General features: G+C 48.4%; 15 protein-coding genes. 7 read left to right on the plus strand and 8 right to left on the minus strand.

The features are described 5' to 3' along the window. A partial coding sequence (locus tag PPL9_RS32685; protein WP_057466154.1) for an FAD-binding oxidoreductase occupies nt 1-933 on the plus strand: 933 nt, incomplete at its 5' end. After that, nucleotides 933-1,877 carry a PDR/VanB family oxidoreductase gene (locus tag PPL9_RS30105; RefSeq protein ID WP_057466155.1) on the plus strand — a complete coding sequence of 315 codons (945 nt, stop codon included), beginning with the start codon at nt 933-935 and terminating at the stop codon, nt 1,875-1,877. The genes PPL9_RS32685 and PPL9_RS30105, both read left to right, overlap by 1 nt. A 561-nt stretch (nt 1,878-2,438) precedes the next feature. Here the strand turns inward: PPL9_RS30105 and malG are convergent. The 4 genes from malG to PPL9_RS30130 form a co-directional block, all read right to left on the minus strand. Next, nucleotides 2,439-3,329, minus strand: a complete 891-nt coding sequence (gene malG, locus PPL9_RS30115; protein ID WP_057466157.1) for a maltose ABC transporter permease MalG — start codon at nt 3,327-3,329, stop codon at nt 2,439-2,441. Beyond that, complete coding sequence (malF, locus tag PPL9_RS30120) at nt 3,326-4,882, minus strand: maltose ABC transporter permease MalF (protein WP_057466158.1); 1,557 nt, start codon at nt 4,880-4,882, stop codon at nt 3,326-3,328. Before malF ends, malG begins: the two co-directional genes overlap by 4 nt. Before the next feature lie 68 nt (nt 4,883-4,950). After that, nucleotides 4,951-6,120, minus strand: a complete 1,170-nt coding sequence (gene malE / locus PPL9_RS30125; protein ID WP_057466159.1) for a maltose/maltodextrin ABC transporter substrate-binding protein MalE — start codon at nt 6,118-6,120, stop codon at nt 4,951-4,953. A 34-nt stretch (nt 6,121-6,154) separates the two neighbouring features. Further along, nucleotides 6,155-7,783, minus strand: a complete 1,629-nt coding sequence (locus tag PPL9_RS30130; RefSeq protein ID WP_057466160.1) for an alpha-glucosidase — start codon at nt 7,781-7,783, stop codon at nt 6,155-6,157. Between the two features lie 193 nt (nt 7,784-7,976). Between PPL9_RS30130 and PPL9_RS30135 the strand changes: the two genes are divergently transcribed. The 3 genes from PPL9_RS30135 (at nt 7,977) to PPL9_RS30145 (ending at nt 11,364) form a co-directional block, all read left to right on the plus strand. After that, the gene (locus tag PPL9_RS30135; RefSeq protein WP_057466161.1) at nt 7,977-9,032 is read left to right on the plus strand and encodes a substrate-binding domain-containing protein; all 1,056 of its coding nucleotides are present in this window, start codon (nt 7,977-7,979) and stop codon (nt 9,030-9,032) included. Next, the gene (locus PPL9_RS30140; protein WP_057466162.1) at nt 9,014-10,069 is read left to right on the plus strand and encodes an ABC transporter ATP-binding protein; all 1,056 of its coding nucleotides are present in this window, start codon (nt 9,014-9,016) and stop codon (nt 10,067-10,069) included. Before PPL9_RS30135 ends, PPL9_RS30140 begins: the two co-directional genes overlap by 19 nt. Before the next feature lie 113 nt (nt 10,070-10,182). After that, a complete protein-coding gene (locus PPL9_RS30145) occupies nt 10,183-11,364 on the plus strand; it encodes a carbohydrate porin (RefSeq protein ID WP_057466163.1) in 1,182 nt (393 codons plus the stop codon). Nucleotides 11,365-11,817: 453 nt separating this feature from the next. Here PPL9_RS30145 and PPL9_RS30150 read toward each other — a convergent pair whose 3' ends face one another. Together PPL9_RS30150 and PPL9_RS30155 are read right to left on the minus strand one after the other, a co-directional pair. After that, nucleotides 11,818-13,107 (minus strand): serine hydrolase, encoded by a 1,290-nt coding sequence (locus PPL9_RS30150; protein ID WP_057466164.1) that lies wholly within the window; start codon nt 13,105-13,107, stop codon nt 11,818-11,820. Nucleotides 13,108-13,477: 370 nt separating this feature from the next. Next, nucleotides 13,478-14,641, minus strand: coding sequence for an NAD(P)-dependent alcohol dehydrogenase (locus tag PPL9_RS30155; protein WP_057466165.1), 1,164 nt, complete (start codon nt 14,639-14,641; stop codon nt 13,478-13,480). Between the two features lie 243 nt (nt 14,642-14,884). Here PPL9_RS30155 and PPL9_RS30160 point away from each other — a divergent pair, with 243 nt between their 5' ends. Beyond that, nucleotides 14,885-15,583: a TetR/AcrR family transcriptional regulator gene (locus PPL9_RS30160; RefSeq protein WP_057466166.1), complete on the plus strand. Its 699-nt coding sequence runs from the start codon at nt 14,885-14,887 to the stop codon at nt 15,581-15,583. A gap of 100 nt (nt 15,584-15,683) precedes the next feature. Here PPL9_RS30160 and PPL9_RS30165 read toward each other — a convergent pair whose 3' ends face one another. Continuing rightward, on the minus strand, nt 15,684-16,274 hold the full coding sequence (locus PPL9_RS30165; protein WP_057466167.1) for a GNAT family N-acetyltransferase: 591 nt from the start codon (nt 16,272-16,274) through the stop codon (nt 15,684-15,686). A gap of 874 nt (nt 16,275-17,148) precedes the next feature. Between PPL9_RS30165 and PPL9_RS30170 the strand changes: the two genes are divergently transcribed. Beyond that, complete coding sequence (locus PPL9_RS30170) at nt 17,149-17,781, plus strand: tyrosine-type recombinase/integrase (RefSeq protein ID WP_057466168.1); 633 nt, start codon at nt 17,149-17,151, stop codon at nt 17,779-17,781. Between the two features lie 113 nt (nt 17,782-17,894). Here the strand turns inward: PPL9_RS30170 and PPL9_RS30175 are convergent. Next, nucleotides 17,895-19,169, minus strand: a 1,275-nt coding sequence (locus PPL9_RS30175) for an HlyD family type I secretion periplasmic adaptor subunit (protein WP_057466191.1), incomplete at its 5' end; no start/stop codon positions are given.

The following is a 19,169-nucleotide window of genomic DNA, read 5'->3' on the forward strand; positions in this document are numbered from 1 at the left end:
GCGGCAATGAACGAACGCGGCACCGCGAAGATGCAAGGCTTCATGAAAGCCCTTGATCGGATCAATGTGCCTTATTCGGTTTTGGATCGCGATGCACTGCGTTCCATGACAGGTACGGGTATTTACACTGGTGCAGTGCACACATCAGGCGGCGTCCTGATGAACCCGGTAAAACTGGCACGCGGACTGGCAGGGTCGATGCCTGAAAATGTGCAGGTTATGGACGGATGTCCGGTCATCAACTTTTCGCGAGGAGATGATTTCAACACGCTGACTGTGCGTTATCAGGGTGTTTCAACGCAAATCCAAAGCCCGAAAACGCTCCTTTGCACCAATGCGTTCACGAGCGAATTCGGTTTCCTGAAAAACCGCATGGCTCCCGTTATTACCTTTGCATCCATAACACGCCCGCTGACTAATGAGGAAATGACCGCTTATGGCGGCGAGCTGGATTGGGGACTCACCCCCGCAGATCCGGGTGGAACAACCTTGCGCATGACGCAGGATCGCCGCCTGCTGATACGCAACCAATATGATTACGCAGGCAACTATGGCGCCAAAGATGAGCAGCTGGAAAAGATTGTGCTGCAACACCGCGCCTCATTCCTTGCACGCTATCCGAAATTGGAAGCCGTGCCATTTGTGAGCACATGGGGCGGGATTTGCGGTCTCTCTCGCAATCATGTGAGCTTCTTTGGTCAGGTAGCAAACAACGTCTGGAATTCGTCCTGTCACAACGGTGTTGGGGTTGCGCGTGGAACTATTTCCGGCCGACTGATGGCAGAAGCTGCCTCTGGACAACCTAGTTCCCTATTGGAAGATATGGAAAAAGTCTCTGGTCAACTAGCTTTAAACCCGCCTGATCCATTCCTGGGTCTTGGTGTCCGCACACGATTAAAACTTGCCGCGTGGCAAAGCAGGAGGGAAGTATAATGGCAACTCACCGAGCCAAACTCATAAAAAAAACCGTGCTGAGTGCCGATACAACGGACTTTTGCTTTGCGCTTGAAGAGGGTCAGTTCTCAGGTCTGGAACCCGGCGCTCATGTAGACATCCGCCTCAACGATGATCTGGTGCGCCAGTACTCCATTTGGAACTGGGACCAGAACGGCAAGTGGCTCAATGTAGCCGTGAAGCGCGAAGATGCAGGCCGCGGCGGATCTCTGGCTATGCATGCGCTGAATGAGGGCCAGAGTGTTCAAATCGGCATGCCGCGCAACCACTTCGTGTTGCAGGATGGCCCAAATCACAAAACCCTCATAGCTGGCGGCATAGGCGCTACCCCAATTTTCGCCATGGCGCGCCAACTGCAAAATTCAGGGGCTGATTTTCGGGTAATTTATCTCGTCCGCTCAAAAGAATTAGCAGCTCTGGGTGATGCTTTTTCCTCGCTTAATCTTGGCGATCGCTATCAGCTTCACTGCGACGAGACTTCCGGTCCCATTGAGCTAAAAAAAGTGATGCAGTCCGTGCCGCTTAATGGAGACATTTATACGTGTGGACCAGAACCGTTACTCAACGCCATTCTCGAAGCAGGAAAATCCCTGCGTGGCGGCACAATTCATTTCGAGCGCTTTGCAACCTCTTCTGATGTAGACCACGGTGACAATACTGCATTTGAAGTTGAAATTGAATCAACTCAGGCGGTCTATCGCGTTGGCCCGGATGACAGCATTTTAAATGTGCTGAAGCAGAACGGCATTCATGTAGATGAAGGCTGCGCCGAAGGCCTTTGCGGATCTTGCATGGTGGATGTTGTCAGCGGAGATGTGGATCACCGCGACGGCCTGCTCACTCCAGAAGAACAAGCCAGCAACGAAGTCATGTGCCTGTGCGTTTCTAGGGCGAAATCACCTAAAATAACGCTTGGGCTATGATGCAATAAAGGTATGCAGTTGCAGCCTTGAGACTGATTAGCGGCTTGAAGAGCAGTGTTTTGGCTCACGATTACAGCTGTAGGTGTGAACAATGAGGCAAAACACCAAGGTCCCTATGCTATAATTGAGAATGCCGTTAAAGGCATTCAGCGTAGGATCTGCAAACGCAATTCCATTGTAGAGAAGATCCGCATTTTGCTTGCAAGATTGCGAAGTGAGAACAGCTGTGCCGCCATGAAGATATCTTTATTACAGCTGTTCAAAGAAGGCCCTTGAAGTAGGCAAGAAACGACTTGTTGGTGAAACATCTCTACAGGCGAGACTGAGCATCTACGTTAAGAGGAATGCGAGCTCAAAGAGGTGGAGTGGGAGAATAATAAACTCTCATACTGACGAGATCCCGAAGTCGCAGAAGACAGCAGGCTCAGTCAAAAATTAAGCTGCATACGAATGGATGTATAGGGCTCATTCAACTACCATCATACTCTCAGCATCTCACTTTACTAGTCAACCACTGCTTGTCTCACCACGGTCAACGTTTTGCTTTGAAGGCAGCATCACCTATCCCTTGACCGCGCCATCACCAAGGCCTGCGACGAGGTATTTTTGGGCTATCATGAAGACGACAGTGATTGGGAGGCCTGATAAGATAGCGGCGGCGGCGAAGTCTCCCCAGAGGTATTTGAACTCATTAAGGTAAAGCCGCGATCCTACTGCGAGTGTCAGGTTCTCCTCAGAGCGTAAAAGAATGGACGCTAGAGGGTAATCGTTGATTATGCCAATGAACGACAGGACAAAGACGACAGCGATGATTGGGACTGCCAATGGCAGGAAGATGAAGCGGAAGGTTTGCCAGGGGGTAGCGCCGTCAACCTGCGCTGCCTTGTCCATGGCTGGGTCCAGATTATCGAAGTAACCCTTAATGGTCCAAACATGTAGTGTAATCCCTGACAGATAAACCAAACCCAACGACCAATGACTATCGATACCGAGCACGGGCGATACTTCTCCGAGGCCATCAAAGATTGAGAAGAGAGCTACCAATGCTAGTGTGGTTGGAAACATCTGAATGATCAGCATGGAATCCAGCATTACCCCCGCACCTCTAAACCGAATGCGACTGAACGCGTAAGCTGAGATCGTAGAAAGAGTGACTACGCCGATAGATGCGACTAACCCGATTTTGATTGAGTTCCACATCCATAGCAAAACTGGAAATGCAGGCTCAACCACTGTTCCATCTGTTCGCGTGTAATCCAACCCCAGCGCCAATGCCCAGTGTTCCAGCGTCAAGCTTTCTGGAATGATCGAACCTGTTGTGAAGTTCCCTTCACGAAAGCTAATTGATATGACCATTAAGAAGGGAAAGAGGATAAGAGCCAGAAAACTCAAAAGGAATGCATGAGCAAAGATTTTCTGCAACTGAAGTCTTCTTGGGTGCTCTACGATCATGACGCTGCCCTCTTAGCTGCTTGGCGACGCATGGCAACGAAGTTGGCGTAGGCCAATGCGGCAACAATAACAAAGATGATAAGTGTAATTGCCCCTGCTAAGCCGTATTCCTGACCGGCATTTTGGAAAGCGATGCGGTAGGTAAACGATCCAAGAATGTCCGTCTGACCTGCAGGAATGATCGTGCCCGGAATATCTGGCAGTCCGCGTGTCAGGAGAAGAACAAGCACGATATTGTTGAAGTTAAAGGCAAAGCTTGCGACTAAAAGCGGAAGGAAAGGCGGTAGAATTTGCGGAAATGTAATTTTGCGGAAAATTAGAAGGGCACTTGCTCCTTCAAGTGTTGCAGCCTTTTTGTGATCTTCTGGTACAGACTGCAAAAAGCCCATCGCGAGCAGCATCATATAAGGATAGCCAAGCCAGACATTCACGATCACGAGCATTGTTCTCGCCATGCCTCCATCTGTCATCCAACTTGGGCGGATACCAAAGAGCCCATTCAGGATCATGTTGATCTCACCAAAGTTTTGGTTGAACAGACCACGGAAAATCAGGATCGAAATGAAGGCTGGAACTGCATAGGGAAGTATTAAAAGAATGCGGTAAACTGCTTTGCCGCGAAGGTGGGGCCATTGCAAAGTAACGGCCAGCGCCAAGCCTAAAATAAATGTCAAACCCACTGAAAGCAGTGCGAACAGGCAAGTCCAGAGAAAGATAGAGAACATGGGGGCACGAATGCCCTCAGACTGAAAGATCCGCTTAAAGTTGGCAAGCCCGATATAAACTCGCCAGCCTGGAGAGACATGCTCCCCAGTCATCTCATTGGTGTAAAATCCAGTCTCAGAGTTTGGGAATAACCGTGAACCATCCAAATTTGAAATGAGCACTCCTTCAGGCGTCTCAAGGAACTCCGGCATCTGGGCAGCGAACTTTCTTAAACCTGAGTTTTTGAGAATGACACCGTCTGGCAGTTGAACAGAAATCTCTCCAAGAGCTTTGCGGAGCTTGATAGTATCACGCATGCTCAACTTTTCGGTGCTCGGCATGGGGCCCGCTTCTGCTATTATGGTGTGCTGCGTTACATTTTTCTCGAACGGTTCACTCAGGTAGCCGTTTTCTTTACCGGTAATGTAAAGTCGATAGGTATCGCCTTGCTGCCATACACTAAAACCACGTGAGGTTTCTTGATCGACTATTTTCTTGGCAAGGTGGATTTCACGGACCCGTTCATGGCTGAGCAAGTTGAACGAACTGAAGTTCGTGAAACCGAGGTAAACTGTGTATCCAACCGGGAAAGCGATAAAGTTTAACACCGCAGCAATTCCTGGAAGAATGAAACGATGCGCATAAAGCCGCTTGGTTGAGAACACTATCCCAAAACATACGGCAACAATCAAAACGAGAAGGCCGACGACTGGCTGGTTTCCAAGAAACAACAGGAATGCCGAATAGAACAGCACTGTGAAAACAGCGATCAATAGGCCAACAGTCAAAAGACGTTGGAATTTGAATCCTGATATCTGGCCGGCGTGTTCAGAGCTAAGAGAGGTCATCAGAGGCAACTTTCTTTGCAATCAAACAATGTCGCAACGGGAGGTTCTCCCGGTGCGACACAGTCTTCTTATTCTCCAAGAATGCGGGAGGCTGCGTCTTTAAGAGCTTCTTCTGGAGTTTGCTTGCCTGTTGTGATGTTGCCAAGCGCCGGTGCCATAGCCGCCCAAAATGCACCCATTTCAGGGTTTGACGGCATCGGGACGCCGGTTGAAGCATTCTTCAAAGTGGCTGAGATTTTGTCGCTGTGCAATGCTTCACTCGCTGAGATATCCGCGAGTGCACCAAGAGCACGGTTCTTGTTCCACTCAGCAAGTCCTTCGTCAGTCAGCATGTAGTTTTCAATAAATTCACTTGCCAGGTCAGCATTTGGAGAAGCGCTATTGAGAGCTACCGAATAGACGCCAATGAATGGAGGTGAAATCTTTCCGCTGACTTGCGGAATAGGCGCGACACCGATGTTCAAACCTGCTTCTTCATAAGCTTTCCAACTCCACGGTCCATTGATAACCATTGCAACTTCGCCACGGGCCATGGCAGCATCCATCACACCGTAATCAACCCCATCCGGCATGATGCCATCAGTAAAGAGCTTCGCCAGTACTTCTGCGCCTGCAATCGCGCCCTGATTGTTCACACCTGTCTCTTTACCGTTATAAACCCCATCAACTTTTCTAAAGGAGTAGCCTCCATTTGCCATCAGCATTGGCATCGTGAAGTAGGTATTGGTGTAATCCCAGAGGATAGGTTTTACGCCTTCAGGTAGTTCCAAATGTGCAAACTCAGAAAAGTCTTTAGGAGGTTCTGAAATCAGGTCTTTATTGTAAACCAGACCTATCGCTTCAATCGCAATCGGATATCCCCACACTTTACCGTTAAAGCTCACCGCATCCCACGCGGTTGGAAGAACACCTGCTTTAAACTCCGATGTTGGTTCAACTGGTTGCAGTAGACCACTGGCTGCCCATTCACCAAATCGATCATGGGCCCACATCACCAGATCTGGCCCGTCACCAGTTGAAGCTGCACGTTGGAACTTGTCTGGCAACTCTGGGTCAACCAGCTCTACCTTTGTAGGAACTCCCAATTCCTCGGTAAATCTGGCCGCAACTGCCTCCAACTGCTTTATATCCTTGTCAGCTCCGATCCAGATAAGCAGTTCGCCTTCAACAGCTGCCATGGCAGCCGAAGATGTTGTGGCAAGCATAGTTGCAACAAGTGTGGTTCTTAGTATTTTCATAGCGTCCTCCCAATTAGAAACGCGTTGTCATGCCTTATGAAATCAGCTCGAGTCCTTCCAACTGATCAGAAATCAGGTAAGCAAATCCGTTTGGATTAAGAGTCAGTGTTTGATTAAACAGGGTTGCGCTGGATGGCCCGGATAAGCTCGCTGCGCCCTCTATTCTCAATTTTCTTGCGGTCTCAGATAGATTGAAGACGCAAGTCAGCTTTTGATCCTTGCTCATTCTGTGAAAGGCCAAAATTGGTTCCGGCAGTTCAAGAAACGCGGTAGAACCTATCAAAAGCGCGTCGTTGTTTTTTCTAAATTCAATGGTGCTGCGATAGGAATGTAAGACGCTGTCATTGGAAGCTTCTGCAGCATCAACAGCTCCTGCAAGCTGAGGATCCTTCACGGGCAGCCAGGGTTTTGCGGAGGAGAACCCACCATGTTGCTTATTGGCCTCCCAGACCATCGGCGTACGGCAACCATCGCGACCTTTTACTGCTGGCCAAAAGCGAATGGCCTGTGCATCTGTCAGCTCATCGTAGTTAAGTGCAGTATCCTGTTGCCCGAGTTCTTCGCCCTGATAAATACCGATGGAGCCCTCAAAGGACATGAGCATCGCAATGGTCTGCTTTGCCAGCTCTTTACTCGAGCTAGCCTTCTCTTCCCAGCGAGTAACATGGCGCGGAACATCGTGGTTGGAAAAGCTCCAGCATGCTGTTCCATCTGGCGCAGCCGACCGATAAGACTTAAGAGCATTTTTGAAGTGTGAGGCGGTATAGTTGGATGATAGCAACTCGAAGGAGTAACAAAGGTGCAAACGATCTGGCCCTTTGGTGTATTCAGCCATCAAGTTAGTTGCTGCATCACCGCCGTCGCCGATTTCTCCGACCATCATGCGTCCCTCAAACTCATCAGTGAGGGTGCGCAGCTTTTTCAAAAAGTCGATGTTCTCAGGGCGATTTTTTGAGAAAATGTGCTCTTGCCTACCATAAACATCAGGCAGGTTATCGCGATCTGCACGGATGCTCGCAGGATTACTCCGCAATTGCTGATCATGAAAATAGTAGTTGACTGTATCAAGTCGGAACCCATCAACGCCGCGCTCCAGCCAAAACCGTAAAACGTGGAGCAATGCTTCCTGCACTTCCTCGTTATGCAGATTCAGATCTGGTTGATCAGCAAGAAAGTTATGCAGGTAATACTGCTTTCTGCGTGGTTCCCACTCCCATGCTGAACCTCCAAACACAGACAACCAATTGTTTGGCGGCATTCCATCTGGTTGAGCATCTGCCCAGACATACCAGTCGGCTTTTGAGTTCGTCCGGCTAGCTCTGCTTTCTTCAAACCATGGGTGTTTACTGGAACTGTGAGATAGAACCTGATCAATAATAACTTTCAGTCCCAGCCCATGACTGCGGGCCACAAAGTCATCAAAGTCTTGCAGTGTTCCAAACAGCGGGTCGATGTCGTAATAGTCGCTGACGTCATAACCCATATCCGCCATAGGGGAAGTGAAGATTGGACTAAGCCAGACAGCATCAACACCAAGCGATGCGATGTGATCTAACCGAGAAGTAATCCCCTTCAGATCGCCAATGCCATCCCCATTTGTATCCTGAAAAGAGCGTGGATACACTTGATAGATAATGGCATTCCGCCACCAATTCTCGTTCATGACTACTCCGCGTTGCATGCGTGTTAGCTGTTCACAGCATCAAAACCTAGCATATTTAAATACTATGCAAACGTTTTGAGTCAAGGAGGTAGGTAGTTTGCCTGCACATAATCTGAGGCATTTTGTTCTCTACTCATTTTCTATTTTACAAATGCAAGATTCAGTTTAAAACGTTTTGAAAAGGATTCGAGACATGGCAACGATCAAAGACATTGCAAAAGAACTGGGAATATCGCCTGCGACCGTCTCTCGCGCTTTAAACGGCTTCCCGGAGGTGCGCGCCGAAACGCGAAAGCTGGTTCAGGAAACCGCAGCTACTCTTGGTTACAAGCCAAACCAGATAGCTCAAAAACTAGTCTCAGGGCGCTCTGGCATGGTTGGGATGATATTATCTCTCGGACCAGCACAAACATCAGCGGCCGGATTTTACGAGATCATGGCAGGGCTATCCGATCATCTGGCCGATCGTGATGTCGATCTTGTTTTTCATGCAGCGACGGCGACTGATCCTGTAGCGCCTTACCGCAGGTTCGTTTCAAAGAACACACTCGATGGGTTTATCCTGAATGCTCCAGAGGAGAACGACCCGCGCATCGCATTTTTGGAAGAGCAAAAAATCCCATTTGTCGTTCATGGGGCAACTTCAGGTGCTTCCTACGCCTTCTTTGACATCGACAACAAATCTGTTGCCGTTGATGGAACTAATCTCTTAGCAGATTTGGGGCATCGGCGGATTGCATTTCTGAATGGGCCACAGAACCATGCTTATGCAAAAGCTCGTGCAGAAGGCTATTTGGAAGTAATGGAACAAAGGGGCATAACGCCACCGGAGTTTGCCTTACAATATGGCAGCGGCGACGAAAACTATGGCTACGCCGCAAGCCTGGCCTTGCTGACGGAGCGAAGTGACCCACGCCCAACTGCTATTTTATGTGCGACAACACCGATTGCGGTTGGAGTGTATCGAGCGGCAAAAGACATAGGCCTGTCAATCCCGCAGGATGTCTCTGTTCTTGCTCACGATGATGCCATCCCACAGTTTCGCTCAATCAACTTCAATCCAACATTGTCGGTAACACGGGCTCCATTTCGTGAGGCATGTGGTCCTCTTGCGCGCATTCTCTGCGATCTTTTAGATGGAACGCCAATCAAAGACCTTCAAGTAAGACAAAGAGCAGAACTGATCGTTCGGGATTCAACCAAGATGTTGCAAGAGTCTGAGAGGATACCATGGCAACCAAAGCACTAAACATCAAAAACTTGAATAAGTCCTTTGGTGAAACCCATGTGCTGAAAGATGTAAGCGTCTCTATCAATAAGGGGGATTTTCTTGTCCTTGTCGGGCCGTCAGGCTGCGGAAAATCCACCCTGTTAAATTGTATTGCAGGTCTGGAAGAGATTTCTTCCGGTACCTTAGAAATTTCTGGCCGTGATGTTGTTGCATTGCCTCCGCGAGAGCGTGATATCGCAATGGTCTTTCAAAGCTATGCGCTTTACCCAACCATGAGTATTCGAGAGAATATCGAGTTTGGGATGAAGATCCGCTCAGTTCCAAAAGAAGAAATTAATACTCAGGTCCTGCGCGTCGCTTCTTTGCTTCAAATAGAACACCTTCTAGACCGTCGTCCTGGGCAGCTCTCCGGCGGGCAACGTCAACGTGTTGCGATGGGTCGTGCTTTGGTTCGGGAACCAGTACTCTTTTTGTTTGATGAGCCGCTGTCCAATTTAGATGCAAAACTAAGAATGGAGATGCGTGCGGAAATCAAGCAAATGCACGCAAAGACCGGCACAACAATTGTTTATGTCACTCATGATCAGATTGAGGCCATGACGATGGCAACCAAGATCGTCGTGATGAAGGATGGAGTAATTCAACAGGTCGGGACACCTGATGAGATCTATCGGCATCCAGTCAACACGTTTGTTGCAGACTTCATGGGTGCACCACCAATGAACCTGATCGATGTAAAGGTTGATGGCAACTCAATTCACTTTCCAGATGATCAAGTTGTTGAGGGAGTACATATACCATTGGTAGCACAAAAAAATGGGAGAGCAAAAATTGGAATACGACCTGAAGTTTTCTCACTTGGCCAACAGCTAACTGTGAAACCTCGCATTGTTGAGCATACGGGTGCAGACCTTTTCCTGACCTTCGATATGGCAAATGAAGTTGTCACAGCTCGCTTGCCTTGGTCAACGATCGCGCAGGATGAAATCGGACTGAGTATCGACCTTAATCAACTCAGGTTCTTCTCTACGGTCGACGGGACAGCAATCAACTAATTTAAAACAATAAAACAAGGAGTTACCAACCTGCGCGGTGCGCGGGACGGGAGAGGTGCGTCTGCATCACAAAAAAAGCGTTTTAAACAACGCTGGAATAACTGGAGGAAGTAATGAAAAATGCTCTGTTGGGGACTGTAGCTGCGCTCTCAGTTCTTGCAGCCACTGCTGCGCATGCGGAATTTGAATACAATCAAACCGGCTACCTGCGCATTGGAGTTGGACAAACCGAGGGCGATAAGTTCACTGCAATGCAACTAAACGGGGCTTGGAACAAGTACCGTCTTGGAAACGAGTCTGATTTTTACGGTGAGTATGGCGTAGGTGGCAAATACACCTTTGAAAATGGGAGTGCCTTGGTTGGTGGTGTTCGTGCGCATGTCGCCGGTGACAACAACGACTTGATCGTTGATGGTGAGTTTGGTGCCAACGTTGCAACTCGTGAATTCTGGTTGGGATACAAAGGTCTTGGTGAAGGCGCTCTCAGTGACAGTACAGTCTGGGTTGGCCGCCGCTTCTATAAGCGTAAGGACATTCACATCACCGACAACTACTATGAAAACTATTCTAACTGGGATGGTTTTGGTGGTGGTCTGGAAGACGTAGATCTTGGCTCCGGCAAGCTTTCTGCTGCAGCTTTTACAAATGGAGATCGCAATACACATACTCTTGACGCTCGATTTGAAGGCATTCATCTTGGAGACGATCTAGTAGGTGAAATCGGTGCGGCTTATTCCATGACGACTGGCGATGCAACCGGTGATGATGGCGCAGCGCTTCGTCTACATTTGCAAAAGAACAACATTTTTGGCGGCTACATGAAGGCCAGTCTGATGCACGGCTTCAACGCTGCCTCTGGTTTTTCTGCAGATGGTTGGAGTGATGCGGAAGATCGCTCCATTACGCGGGCGCAGATCCATGGTCTCGCATCCATTACCGACGAAATTGAACTCTTCTACACTGCTTGGCACCAGCTCGATCGCAACAATGGGGACAACACGAACTGGTCTTCAATCGGCATTCGCCCGCAGTACAACATCAATGAAGACTTCAACCTTCAACTTGAGTTGGGATTGGACCACGTTCAAACCGAAGATGAGAGCCGCACTCTTGGTAAAACCACCTTTGCGGCGGCATACACCTTCGGTGAATCTGGTTTCTGGGCCCGCCCACAGCTACGCGCATTTGTAACATATGGCGCATGGAGCAAACCAGGCGCTGTAGGTAACACAGAGATCTTTGACGACAAAAAATCTGGTACAACCTACGGTCTTCAATTTGAAACTTGGTTCTGATGCATTGGGGCCTTAGAGGCCCCAATTACCTCTGTGACATGTCCTATAGTCTATCAGCTCCATCGTAGACCTCTGTGTCTCGGCTAAACTACGGAGTTTAGCGTCAATTGACCATAAGCTGACATTTGCTTCGATGCGATAATTTCCTTGACCTGAATAGGCTTCAACTTTGAGGTGTCCTCATCTAACTTTATACTGAAGTCAGAAAGCACGTGTTCGGTGAACTGAAATAAACACCGTATTCGCAAGTTCAACATTCACTATGACTGAGGACACTCAGGTAACTCATGGACCATGAGGCTTCACAGGCAGTTATGCTTTGCAATCTGATGTTTGCCAACAAGGGGTGAACTGTCTGCATAAAGAACACTCCGGTCACTTTACTCAAGTGTTGAATGGTTTAACCGTCGGTCTGTGGAAGTGCAAAATCTAAGAGAAGGAACGAAACGCTCTTTAGCTATGATCAACGAGATGTTTTGCTAGCATTGGTACGATCTCATTTCTCATTATCTTGAGTGGGTTAATTTGGCGGGAGCGGCCGAAATTTCTACTGGTGAAAACAGCGATTGTGCTTAGTTTAGGTATTACAAACAGGAACTGCCCGCCGCTACCTTGTGCTTGAAAACTTTCGAAAAGTACCTCTCCTACTTTAAATTCATGCTTCCACCAAAGATAACCATAGTTTGGGAAACCAAGGCGTTTCTCTGTGGTTTTGGTGTGCACATCAGTGGAGCGAACGACCCAATCAGGCGAAACGATTTGCCTGTCCTCCCAAGATCCCATGTTCAGGTAGAGCTGTCCTAGCTTGGCAAGATCCCGACTTGTGAGCTGGATGCGATACGGAACATCTGGCCGCCCCTCCAGACGATGGGTCCATTTGTAATTCTTTATGCCCAGATGCTCAAATAGATAGACTTTAGCAAACTCATCAAGCGGCATACCGCTTGCGTTGACGATTGCCTGCCGCAGAGCAATCTCGCCAATACTGGAATATGAGAATTGCTGACCTGGCTCGTTTATCAACTTAAGCAAAAATAGTTGCCGTACCCAATCTTCATCACTTTGGTACAACCTGTTTTCGTTGCCAGGAGACAGTTTGTCCCAATCATTTGCATCCAGACCTGATTGCATTGTCAGTAAATGCTCAAGTGTAATGGTTGCTTTTGGGGAATTTGATTTAAATATGTCAGCATATTCTGGCAGGTACATTGCAACGGGATCTTTCACACTTGTGAAGAACCCTTGCTGGATTGCTATGCCGACAAGAATAGAAGTTATGGACTTATTCGCGGAACGCAAATCATGTAAACTATCAACGGTATGCTCGTAAAAATACTCTTCAACAACCAGCTTGTTGTTCTTGATTAAAACAAAACTGTGTTGCCACTTGAAATCTGGATCATTCACAAAGCGTTCGACAATTATTTTCAATCTTTGCTGACTGATGCCTTCACTCGTTGCTTCTCCGATCCACCAGCCGTCTGTTCGTATAGTTGGTAGGGTATAAGTATAAGCATAGTCGCTAAAATACGAATGCGATCGCGCTACGCTAAAGTCATACCAATAGAGGCCAAACCCGATCATGAACGCAATCATGGTTTTAGAAGAAACTAAAATCGTGGCCCAGTAGTTTGAAATAGGGCGGAATAAATCCCGCTTCACCAAAGAAATCAGAAGCGTGAGCAGCACGACCCCTGCTGCATAAATCAACAAAAAACTCGTAAGATTCAAATAGGTCTGCATTCCTCTGGCCTCCGTTATCAGCGGGACCAGAAGTGTGCATATGGAAACCCCAAGAACGGTCCATACGATTGTTTTTTTTTTAGATCAGACATGAGCTGAAAATTCCAAAGCATGAAGCAAATTATTGCTATTCCAGAGAGGCACCCGCTTCCTGCTCAGGTTTCTCTGTAAAGTGAATGGTTGTTCAGAAAGCACTGTTTTGAGTAAGCTGAAGGGGCAAAATGGATCGTGCATTAGAGTTTTATTTGCAGGCGAGCAAATACTTTTTCGGCACCGCCTGAGACCGCTCAAAGAAACCACCAAGCCTTTTGGTAGAGCCAGAGCAAAACCTTATCTGCGTCCGCGAAGGTAAAGTGTATGGGGGTAGAGTTTAATGCCCATTGCATCGGCTTAATGGGCTTTCTTCCATACTGCTCTCAGCACGGTTTTCGGGGTTCTCTGGCAGCTCAGGATTTTCAAACCGAATGACAATTCGACCACGGGTTCTATGCGAGGTCAGAACTCCAATTGCAATTTGAATCCGCCTTAAATTGAATGGTATTTCCATCTCAATTGGTGAGTGGATCTTGTGTTCCGAAGCAAATTGCATTGCTTCCTGAGCAACATGTCTGGGTAGGGTTGCACAGAATTTATAACGGGGCCCCCGAAAAATGGTCGAGATGCTTCTCCTCATCACATGGCAAACACTTTGTAAAAACTCTTTTCGTGAGAGCTTGCGTTCACCCAGATATTGAACTGGGCCAACAACAGTGATGAACTTTCCGCCCAGCTTCAGCCAGCGATATGCGACTGTCTCAATTCTCAAACCTCCAACTAAATCAAAAGCTTTATCGAAAGAGTTGGCTTTTTCTGCAGTAAACTCAGTACTCTGATAATCCAGAGTATTATCTGCCCCGAGAGTACGTACAAGTTTCGCATTTGCAGCGCTACAAACACCTGTCACATAAACAGATTTGGCTTTGAGTATCTGGACAAGCACCGATCCGATCGCCCCCGAAGCACCAATAACCAGACACCGTTCACCTGCCTTGATGTTTGCTGTGCGCAATGCACCCCAAGCAACACAGGCTGACAGCATGATTGCCGCAGCTGCTACATGAGACATGTTTGAAGGTTTGAGCATCACATAACGCGCAGAAACACATCTATATGTAGCCCATGAACCATTTTCTCCAGATTCATTCGGGATGACCACAACTTCGTCTCCCAGCTTGAACTGTTTAATAGAACTTCCAATCGCGACGACAATCCCAGAAACAGAAGACCCCATTATGTGAGGGTTATTTACTGAAATATTTTTGGGAGCGTAAAATCGACCAAGTGCAGTGCCTTGGGCTGCATAGATTTCATCAATATGCATTGAAGACGCAATCAATTGAATTGCCACCTGATTTTTCGCTGGTCGAGGAACAGGTAACGTAAGTAACTTCAATTCATTCGCGACCTGACCAATTTGTGGCTGTTTCGTCAGGGCGATAGCAGAGATCTTTGCGGTGTTGTGGTAGGTTACTGAACTCTCGAGTTGTTCTTTCAATTGTGCAACTCCCTAAAAATCAAAGACACTGGCATAAGACGAAACTGATAATCTGGAACGTCATTCCAAAATTGGCGCTCTGGCACAGCATAATTGGGGGAACATGCTGTGCCAGATTTGTGTATCCATCACATTGAGTAGACAATTTGCTTTGCCCAGTGAGGTAGCCAAGTTATAAACCGACCGGAAGTCTGTATATTCAGACCGGCGGTCGGTTTCAAGGGGAATTTTGTGAAAGCACCGATGCGTAAAAATATGAGACCTGAAGAACGACGTGCCCAGTTGCTGGACTGTGCGCAAATGTTATTTTTCTCCAAAGGCTTCGAAGAAACCACAGTCCAAGATGTTTTGGAGTTCACAGGTGTGTCGAAGGGGGGATTTTACCATCACTTCAAGTCCAAGGAAGAGTTGTTGTTCGGTGTGTTGGACCGACTAGCTGATGCTGTACTCTCCCAAATGGCAATGGTTGTCGCTGATGAGGGGGCGTCCGCGACCGACCTCCTGCACAATTTCACACACCTTCGGGCGAACTATCTGCGGGAGCATGACTACCCGGGGCAAGTGGAAATATTTCGCACGATGAATCAAGAGAGAAATCTGGCGTTGTTGGAGCAGTTCAAACGTAGAGTACGCGTTGGTGCTGTACCAATTCTCTCCCAAATCCTCCAAAAAGGTTGTAAAGAAGGCGTCTTTAAGATCGCCGATCCTGAGACTGCTGCCGAGCTCATTCTTCACATCAGCAACTTTCTTGATTTTGCGCTCTTAAGAGCGATTGATGCGCGGGGAACGAAAGAGGCAGACTTTGCAGCTGAAAAACTACAGGCAGCAATTGACTTACAATTTCTCACGATCGACAGAACTTTGGGTCTACCTGATGGCACAACAAGTTTTGGTTGGCCGGATGCTGTGCATGCGACAATGGAAACTCGGCCAATTGAGTAAGTGGGCGATTGGCAAAGCGCAGCACTGTTGCATCACTGTTTGAGGTGCCGCTCAACTCAAATTTGAAGTATTGGGCCTCAGAAAAAATGCAAAAGAGTTTCTAAGTCATGCATACTTGATTGAGGGCGGGATTTCTTATGCGCCAGTCTGAGATATTCAAACGATAAAGGACATGCCTTGCTTTGGGATGTTCTTGGTCGAGCGCCGGATGTAAGAAATCTCCATTTAAGTCTCGCTTCATTCCCAGACGCTTCATCACCTTTCGTGAAGGGATGTTCGCTGGAATTGTAAAAGCTACAATTTCCTCTAGATCTAGCTCTTCAAATGCAAAGCGGAGCCACTGTGCTGCTGCTTCAGTGGCGTATCCATTTCCCCAAGCAGATCGTTTAAAGCGCCAACCAATTTCGATGCAAGGATCGAATGGGAGAGGCTTTCCATAATTTGGAATATTCAATCCGACTGCACCTAGAAACTCTCCAGAACTCTTTAAAGTAACTGGCAGCAAGGAAACTCCGTTTTGCGCCTGCGCAGCTACGGCTCTTTTGATAAAAGCCATCGCTCCCTTGCGGTCCATTACTTGAGCCATGTGCTGCATAACGACTTGATCAGCACACATGCAGGCGAACGGATCGAGATCACACTCTTCCCATAACCGATAGGAAAGCCTTTCAGAGGCAATAGGATACTTCATGTTGGCTCCATGAATTGATTGCTAGAGATAGTTCCACTGTGCAGGAATAGACGTAAATTGAACTCCTGAAAGATGGAAACTCAGCATTAAGTGCGATTGCAGCAACGAACTGGTTTACGCAGCCTATTTACAAACCGACCAGCGGTTTGTAAATAGGCTGCGTGTCTGCTTTCCAGCATTCCAGTGTTAATGTTCCATGGCAATCTGAGGTGTCACTTGTCCTGCAGAGCTATGCTCGGGGCCCTTTCCAGTCCTATATACGTATCATCGCTCCAGACCGACCAGGCATTGGCCGTTCTGACTATAAGTCGAAATCGATTGTCTATTGGCCACAAGACATTCAAGAGCTCCTTGATCATTTGCAGATCCATAAAGCTTTCTTGTATGCCCTCTCTGGTAGCGCACCCTATGCATTGGCTAGTCGTTGGGGTGCTGGCGTTACTCAGAATGATTTGGCGGGTTTCTGACAAGATTCAACCTCTCGTGCGCTTACCGACACGTGCATTCGATTAGTCAGCTAGGTACAACACCTTTTAAGAGAAAAGCAGATTTTGAATAGAATGACTTTGGGCTGTATGCCAAGAGACAAGATCATGATGCTTTGATGAGAACGTCTGTAGTAGCTCTCCATCAGAGCTAGCTCAATCGATGCTAGGAACACCCGAATGATCGCATTGGCCCACTTCATAGCAATGCCAACTAGGTAAAGACTTAGGCTTTCAAAACAGACGTAGTTCGCTCATTGAAGTCTAAGCTCATCCTCAGAGCATATTACTACTCTGCCACGTCTGTAGATCTAGATCTCAAAACCGTCTTCTACATGCAGTAAAATCGGTTCGATGTGGTGGTTGAGGGATGGCATGGAGGAGCTGTTATGACCATTACAAACCTTCCTATGATCCGACCAATAAAACCAGCCTGGAATCGTGGCAGGATTGTCGGGCAAAAGCGCCCTTTGCTACCAAAGCACGTTTGGGCCATTCGTGTTCGCCTTGAGCTTGCAGGCAAAGTACGTGAGCTAGCTTTGTTCAATACAGCAATCGATAGCAAACTCAGAGGGTGTGACCTTGTACGTCTTAAGGTTGTCGATGTCTTTACTGCAGGACGAGTGAAAGAGCGCACTTCAATAATACAGAGTAAGACCGGTAAGCCTGTTCAATTTGAACTCATGGAAGGAACCAGATCAGCCTTGTCAAAATGGATAGACAGTCCAGAAATGATCGGGTCAGAGTATTTATGGACTGGTCGGTTTCATGACAGGCCGCACATTTCAACGCGACAGTATGGTCGAATGCTGAAAGAGTGGGTTTTATCAATCGGGCTAGAACCAAGTTCTTACGGCACACACTCAATGCGTAGAACCAAAGTTGCGCAGATCTACAAGAAGACAGGTAATCTTCGTGCAGTGCAGCTTCTTCTTGGCCACACTAAGATGGACAGTACTGTCAGATACCTAGGTATCGATCTTGAGGATGCACTCTCGCTTTCAGAGAAGGTCGATATTTAGAGGACAAGGAGCTGGAAGGGAGCAGCTCCAAATCCTCTTTCAGTGTTTGACCAGATGCCTATAAACTGATTGCCTTCTCTCTGTATGTTTCAGCAATTTTCTGTATATGCGCCTTACTTCTCCTTCAACGCATGCGCGATTTGGTCTTGCATGGGTTTTATGAAGTAGGAGAGGACGGTGCGTTCGCCGGTTTGGATGAAGCCTTCGACGGGCATGCCCGGGACGAGGGTCTGGCCATTCAGCTTTGGCATTTCGCTCTCTAAGATCTTCAGCCGGGCCAGATAGAAGGGCTCGCCGGTGACTTCATCACGGGTCAGATCCGGGGAGACGTTGAGCACGGCTGCGCCCAGCTCTGGTGTGGTGCGCTGATCGAAGGCGGCAAGGCGCACATAAGCGTCCTGTCCCACTTGCAGCTGATCCACATCGACCGGTTGAACACGGCTTTCAATCACCAGATCACTGTCTTCCGGCACCACCAGCATGAGTGTGTCACCCGGTGCGATCACGCCGCCAACAGTGTGAACGTTGAGCTGGTGCACATAACCAGATTGCGGCGCGCGGATATCGATGCGCTTCAGCCGGTCCTGTGCAGCCACTTCCTGCTCTTCCAGCTCGGCAATCTGCGAGCGGATGTTTTGCAGGTCAGACAGAACTTTTTCCAAAAACTCTTCGTCCAGCTGCAGGATCTGCACACGCTTTTCGCTGATGGCTTCCTTGGTCTGAGCGACTTGCGAGATCAATCCGCCGCGATCACCAACCAGCTCGGCCCGCTCCCGCTTGATGGCGGTGACCTGAGAGGCGTTGATCAGGCGTTTTTCCAATAGAGAGGCGAAGTCGGCGAGCTGCTGGGTGACCAGATCAATGCTTTCGGCCTTGGCATCGCGCTGCACTTGCAGGCCTTCGATCTGCTGCTCCAGCTGAGCAATCTGCTCGCCAAGCTGCTTCTTGCGGCCCTTGATGCCTTGCTGACGGGCAGCAAAGAGAGCTTGCTCACCATCCAGAGCAGTGGCGGCAATCTTGTCGGTCTTTGCCAGCTCGACCAGATATTCCGGGAAGGTGACCTGAGCGTCATTGCGCCACTCGGCAGAAAGGCGGGCTTCCTGCGCCTGCATCTGATGAAGACGTTTGCGGGTGATGGCCAGATTGGCTTTCACTACGGTCTCATCAAGACGGAACAGCACGTCACCGGCTTTAACTTCATCGCCATCTTTGACGAGAATTTCGCCAACAATGCCACCTTCCTGATGCTGCACCTTCTTGGCCTGTCCATCGACAGCGATGGAGCCGGAAGTGATCACTGCGCTGTTGATCTTGGCAACGGAGGACCAGCCGCCAAGGCCAAGCACAAGAACGCCCACAAGGACGAGGCCCCAGCGCATGTGTTTCTT

This window comes from Pseudovibrio sp. POLY-S9 (genome assembly GCF_001431305.1).
In the GTDB taxonomy this organism is placed as follows: domain Bacteria; phylum Pseudomonadota; class Alphaproteobacteria; order Rhizobiales; family Stappiaceae; genus Pseudovibrio.

Bases quoted from the DNA above. Each gene is read 5' to 3' on its own strand.
- PPL9_RS30135 (WP_057466161.1), top strand. From the start codon at position 7,977: ATGGCAACGATCAAAGACATTGCAAAAGAACTGGGAATATCGCCTGCG.
- PPL9_RS30105 (WP_057466155.1), top strand. From the start codon at position 933: ATGGCAACTCACCGAGCCAAACTCATAAAAAAAACCGTGCTGAGTGCC.
- PPL9_RS30140 (WP_057466162.1), top strand. From the start codon at position 9,014: ATGGCAACCAAAGCACTAAACATCAAAAACTTGAATAAGTCCTTTGGT.
- PPL9_RS30165 (WP_057466167.1), bottom strand. From the start codon at position 16,274: ATGAAGTATCCTATTGCCTCTGAAAGGCTTTCCTATCGGTTATGGGAA.
- PPL9_RS30145 (WP_057466163.1), top strand. From the start codon at position 10,183: ATGAAAAATGCTCTGTTGGGGACTGTAGCTGCGCTCTCAGTTCTTGCA.
- malG (WP_057466157.1), bottom strand. From the start codon at position 3,329: ATGATCGTAGAGCACCCAAGAAGACTTCAGTTGCAGAAAATCTTTGCT.
- PPL9_RS30170 (WP_057466168.1), top strand. From the start codon at position 17,149: ATGACCATTACAAACCTTCCTATGATCCGACCAATAAAACCAGCCTGG.
- malF (WP_057466158.1), bottom strand. From the start codon at position 4,882: ATGACCTCTCTTAGCTCTGAACACGCCGGCCAGATATCAGGATTCAAA.
- PPL9_RS30150 (WP_057466164.1), bottom strand. From the start codon at position 13,107: ATGCAGACCTATTTGAATCTTACGAGTTTTTTGTTGATTTATGCAGCA.
- PPL9_RS30130 (WP_057466160.1), bottom strand. From the start codon at position 7,783: ATGAACGAGAATTGGTGGCGGAATGCCATTATCTATCAAGTGTATCCA.
- malE (WP_057466159.1), bottom strand. From the start codon at position 6,120: ATGAAAATACTAAGAACCACACTTGTTGCAACTATGCTTGCCACAACA.
- PPL9_RS30160 (WP_057466166.1), top strand. From the start codon at position 14,885: ATGCGTAAAAATATGAGACCTGAAGAACGACGTGCCCAGTTGCTGGAC.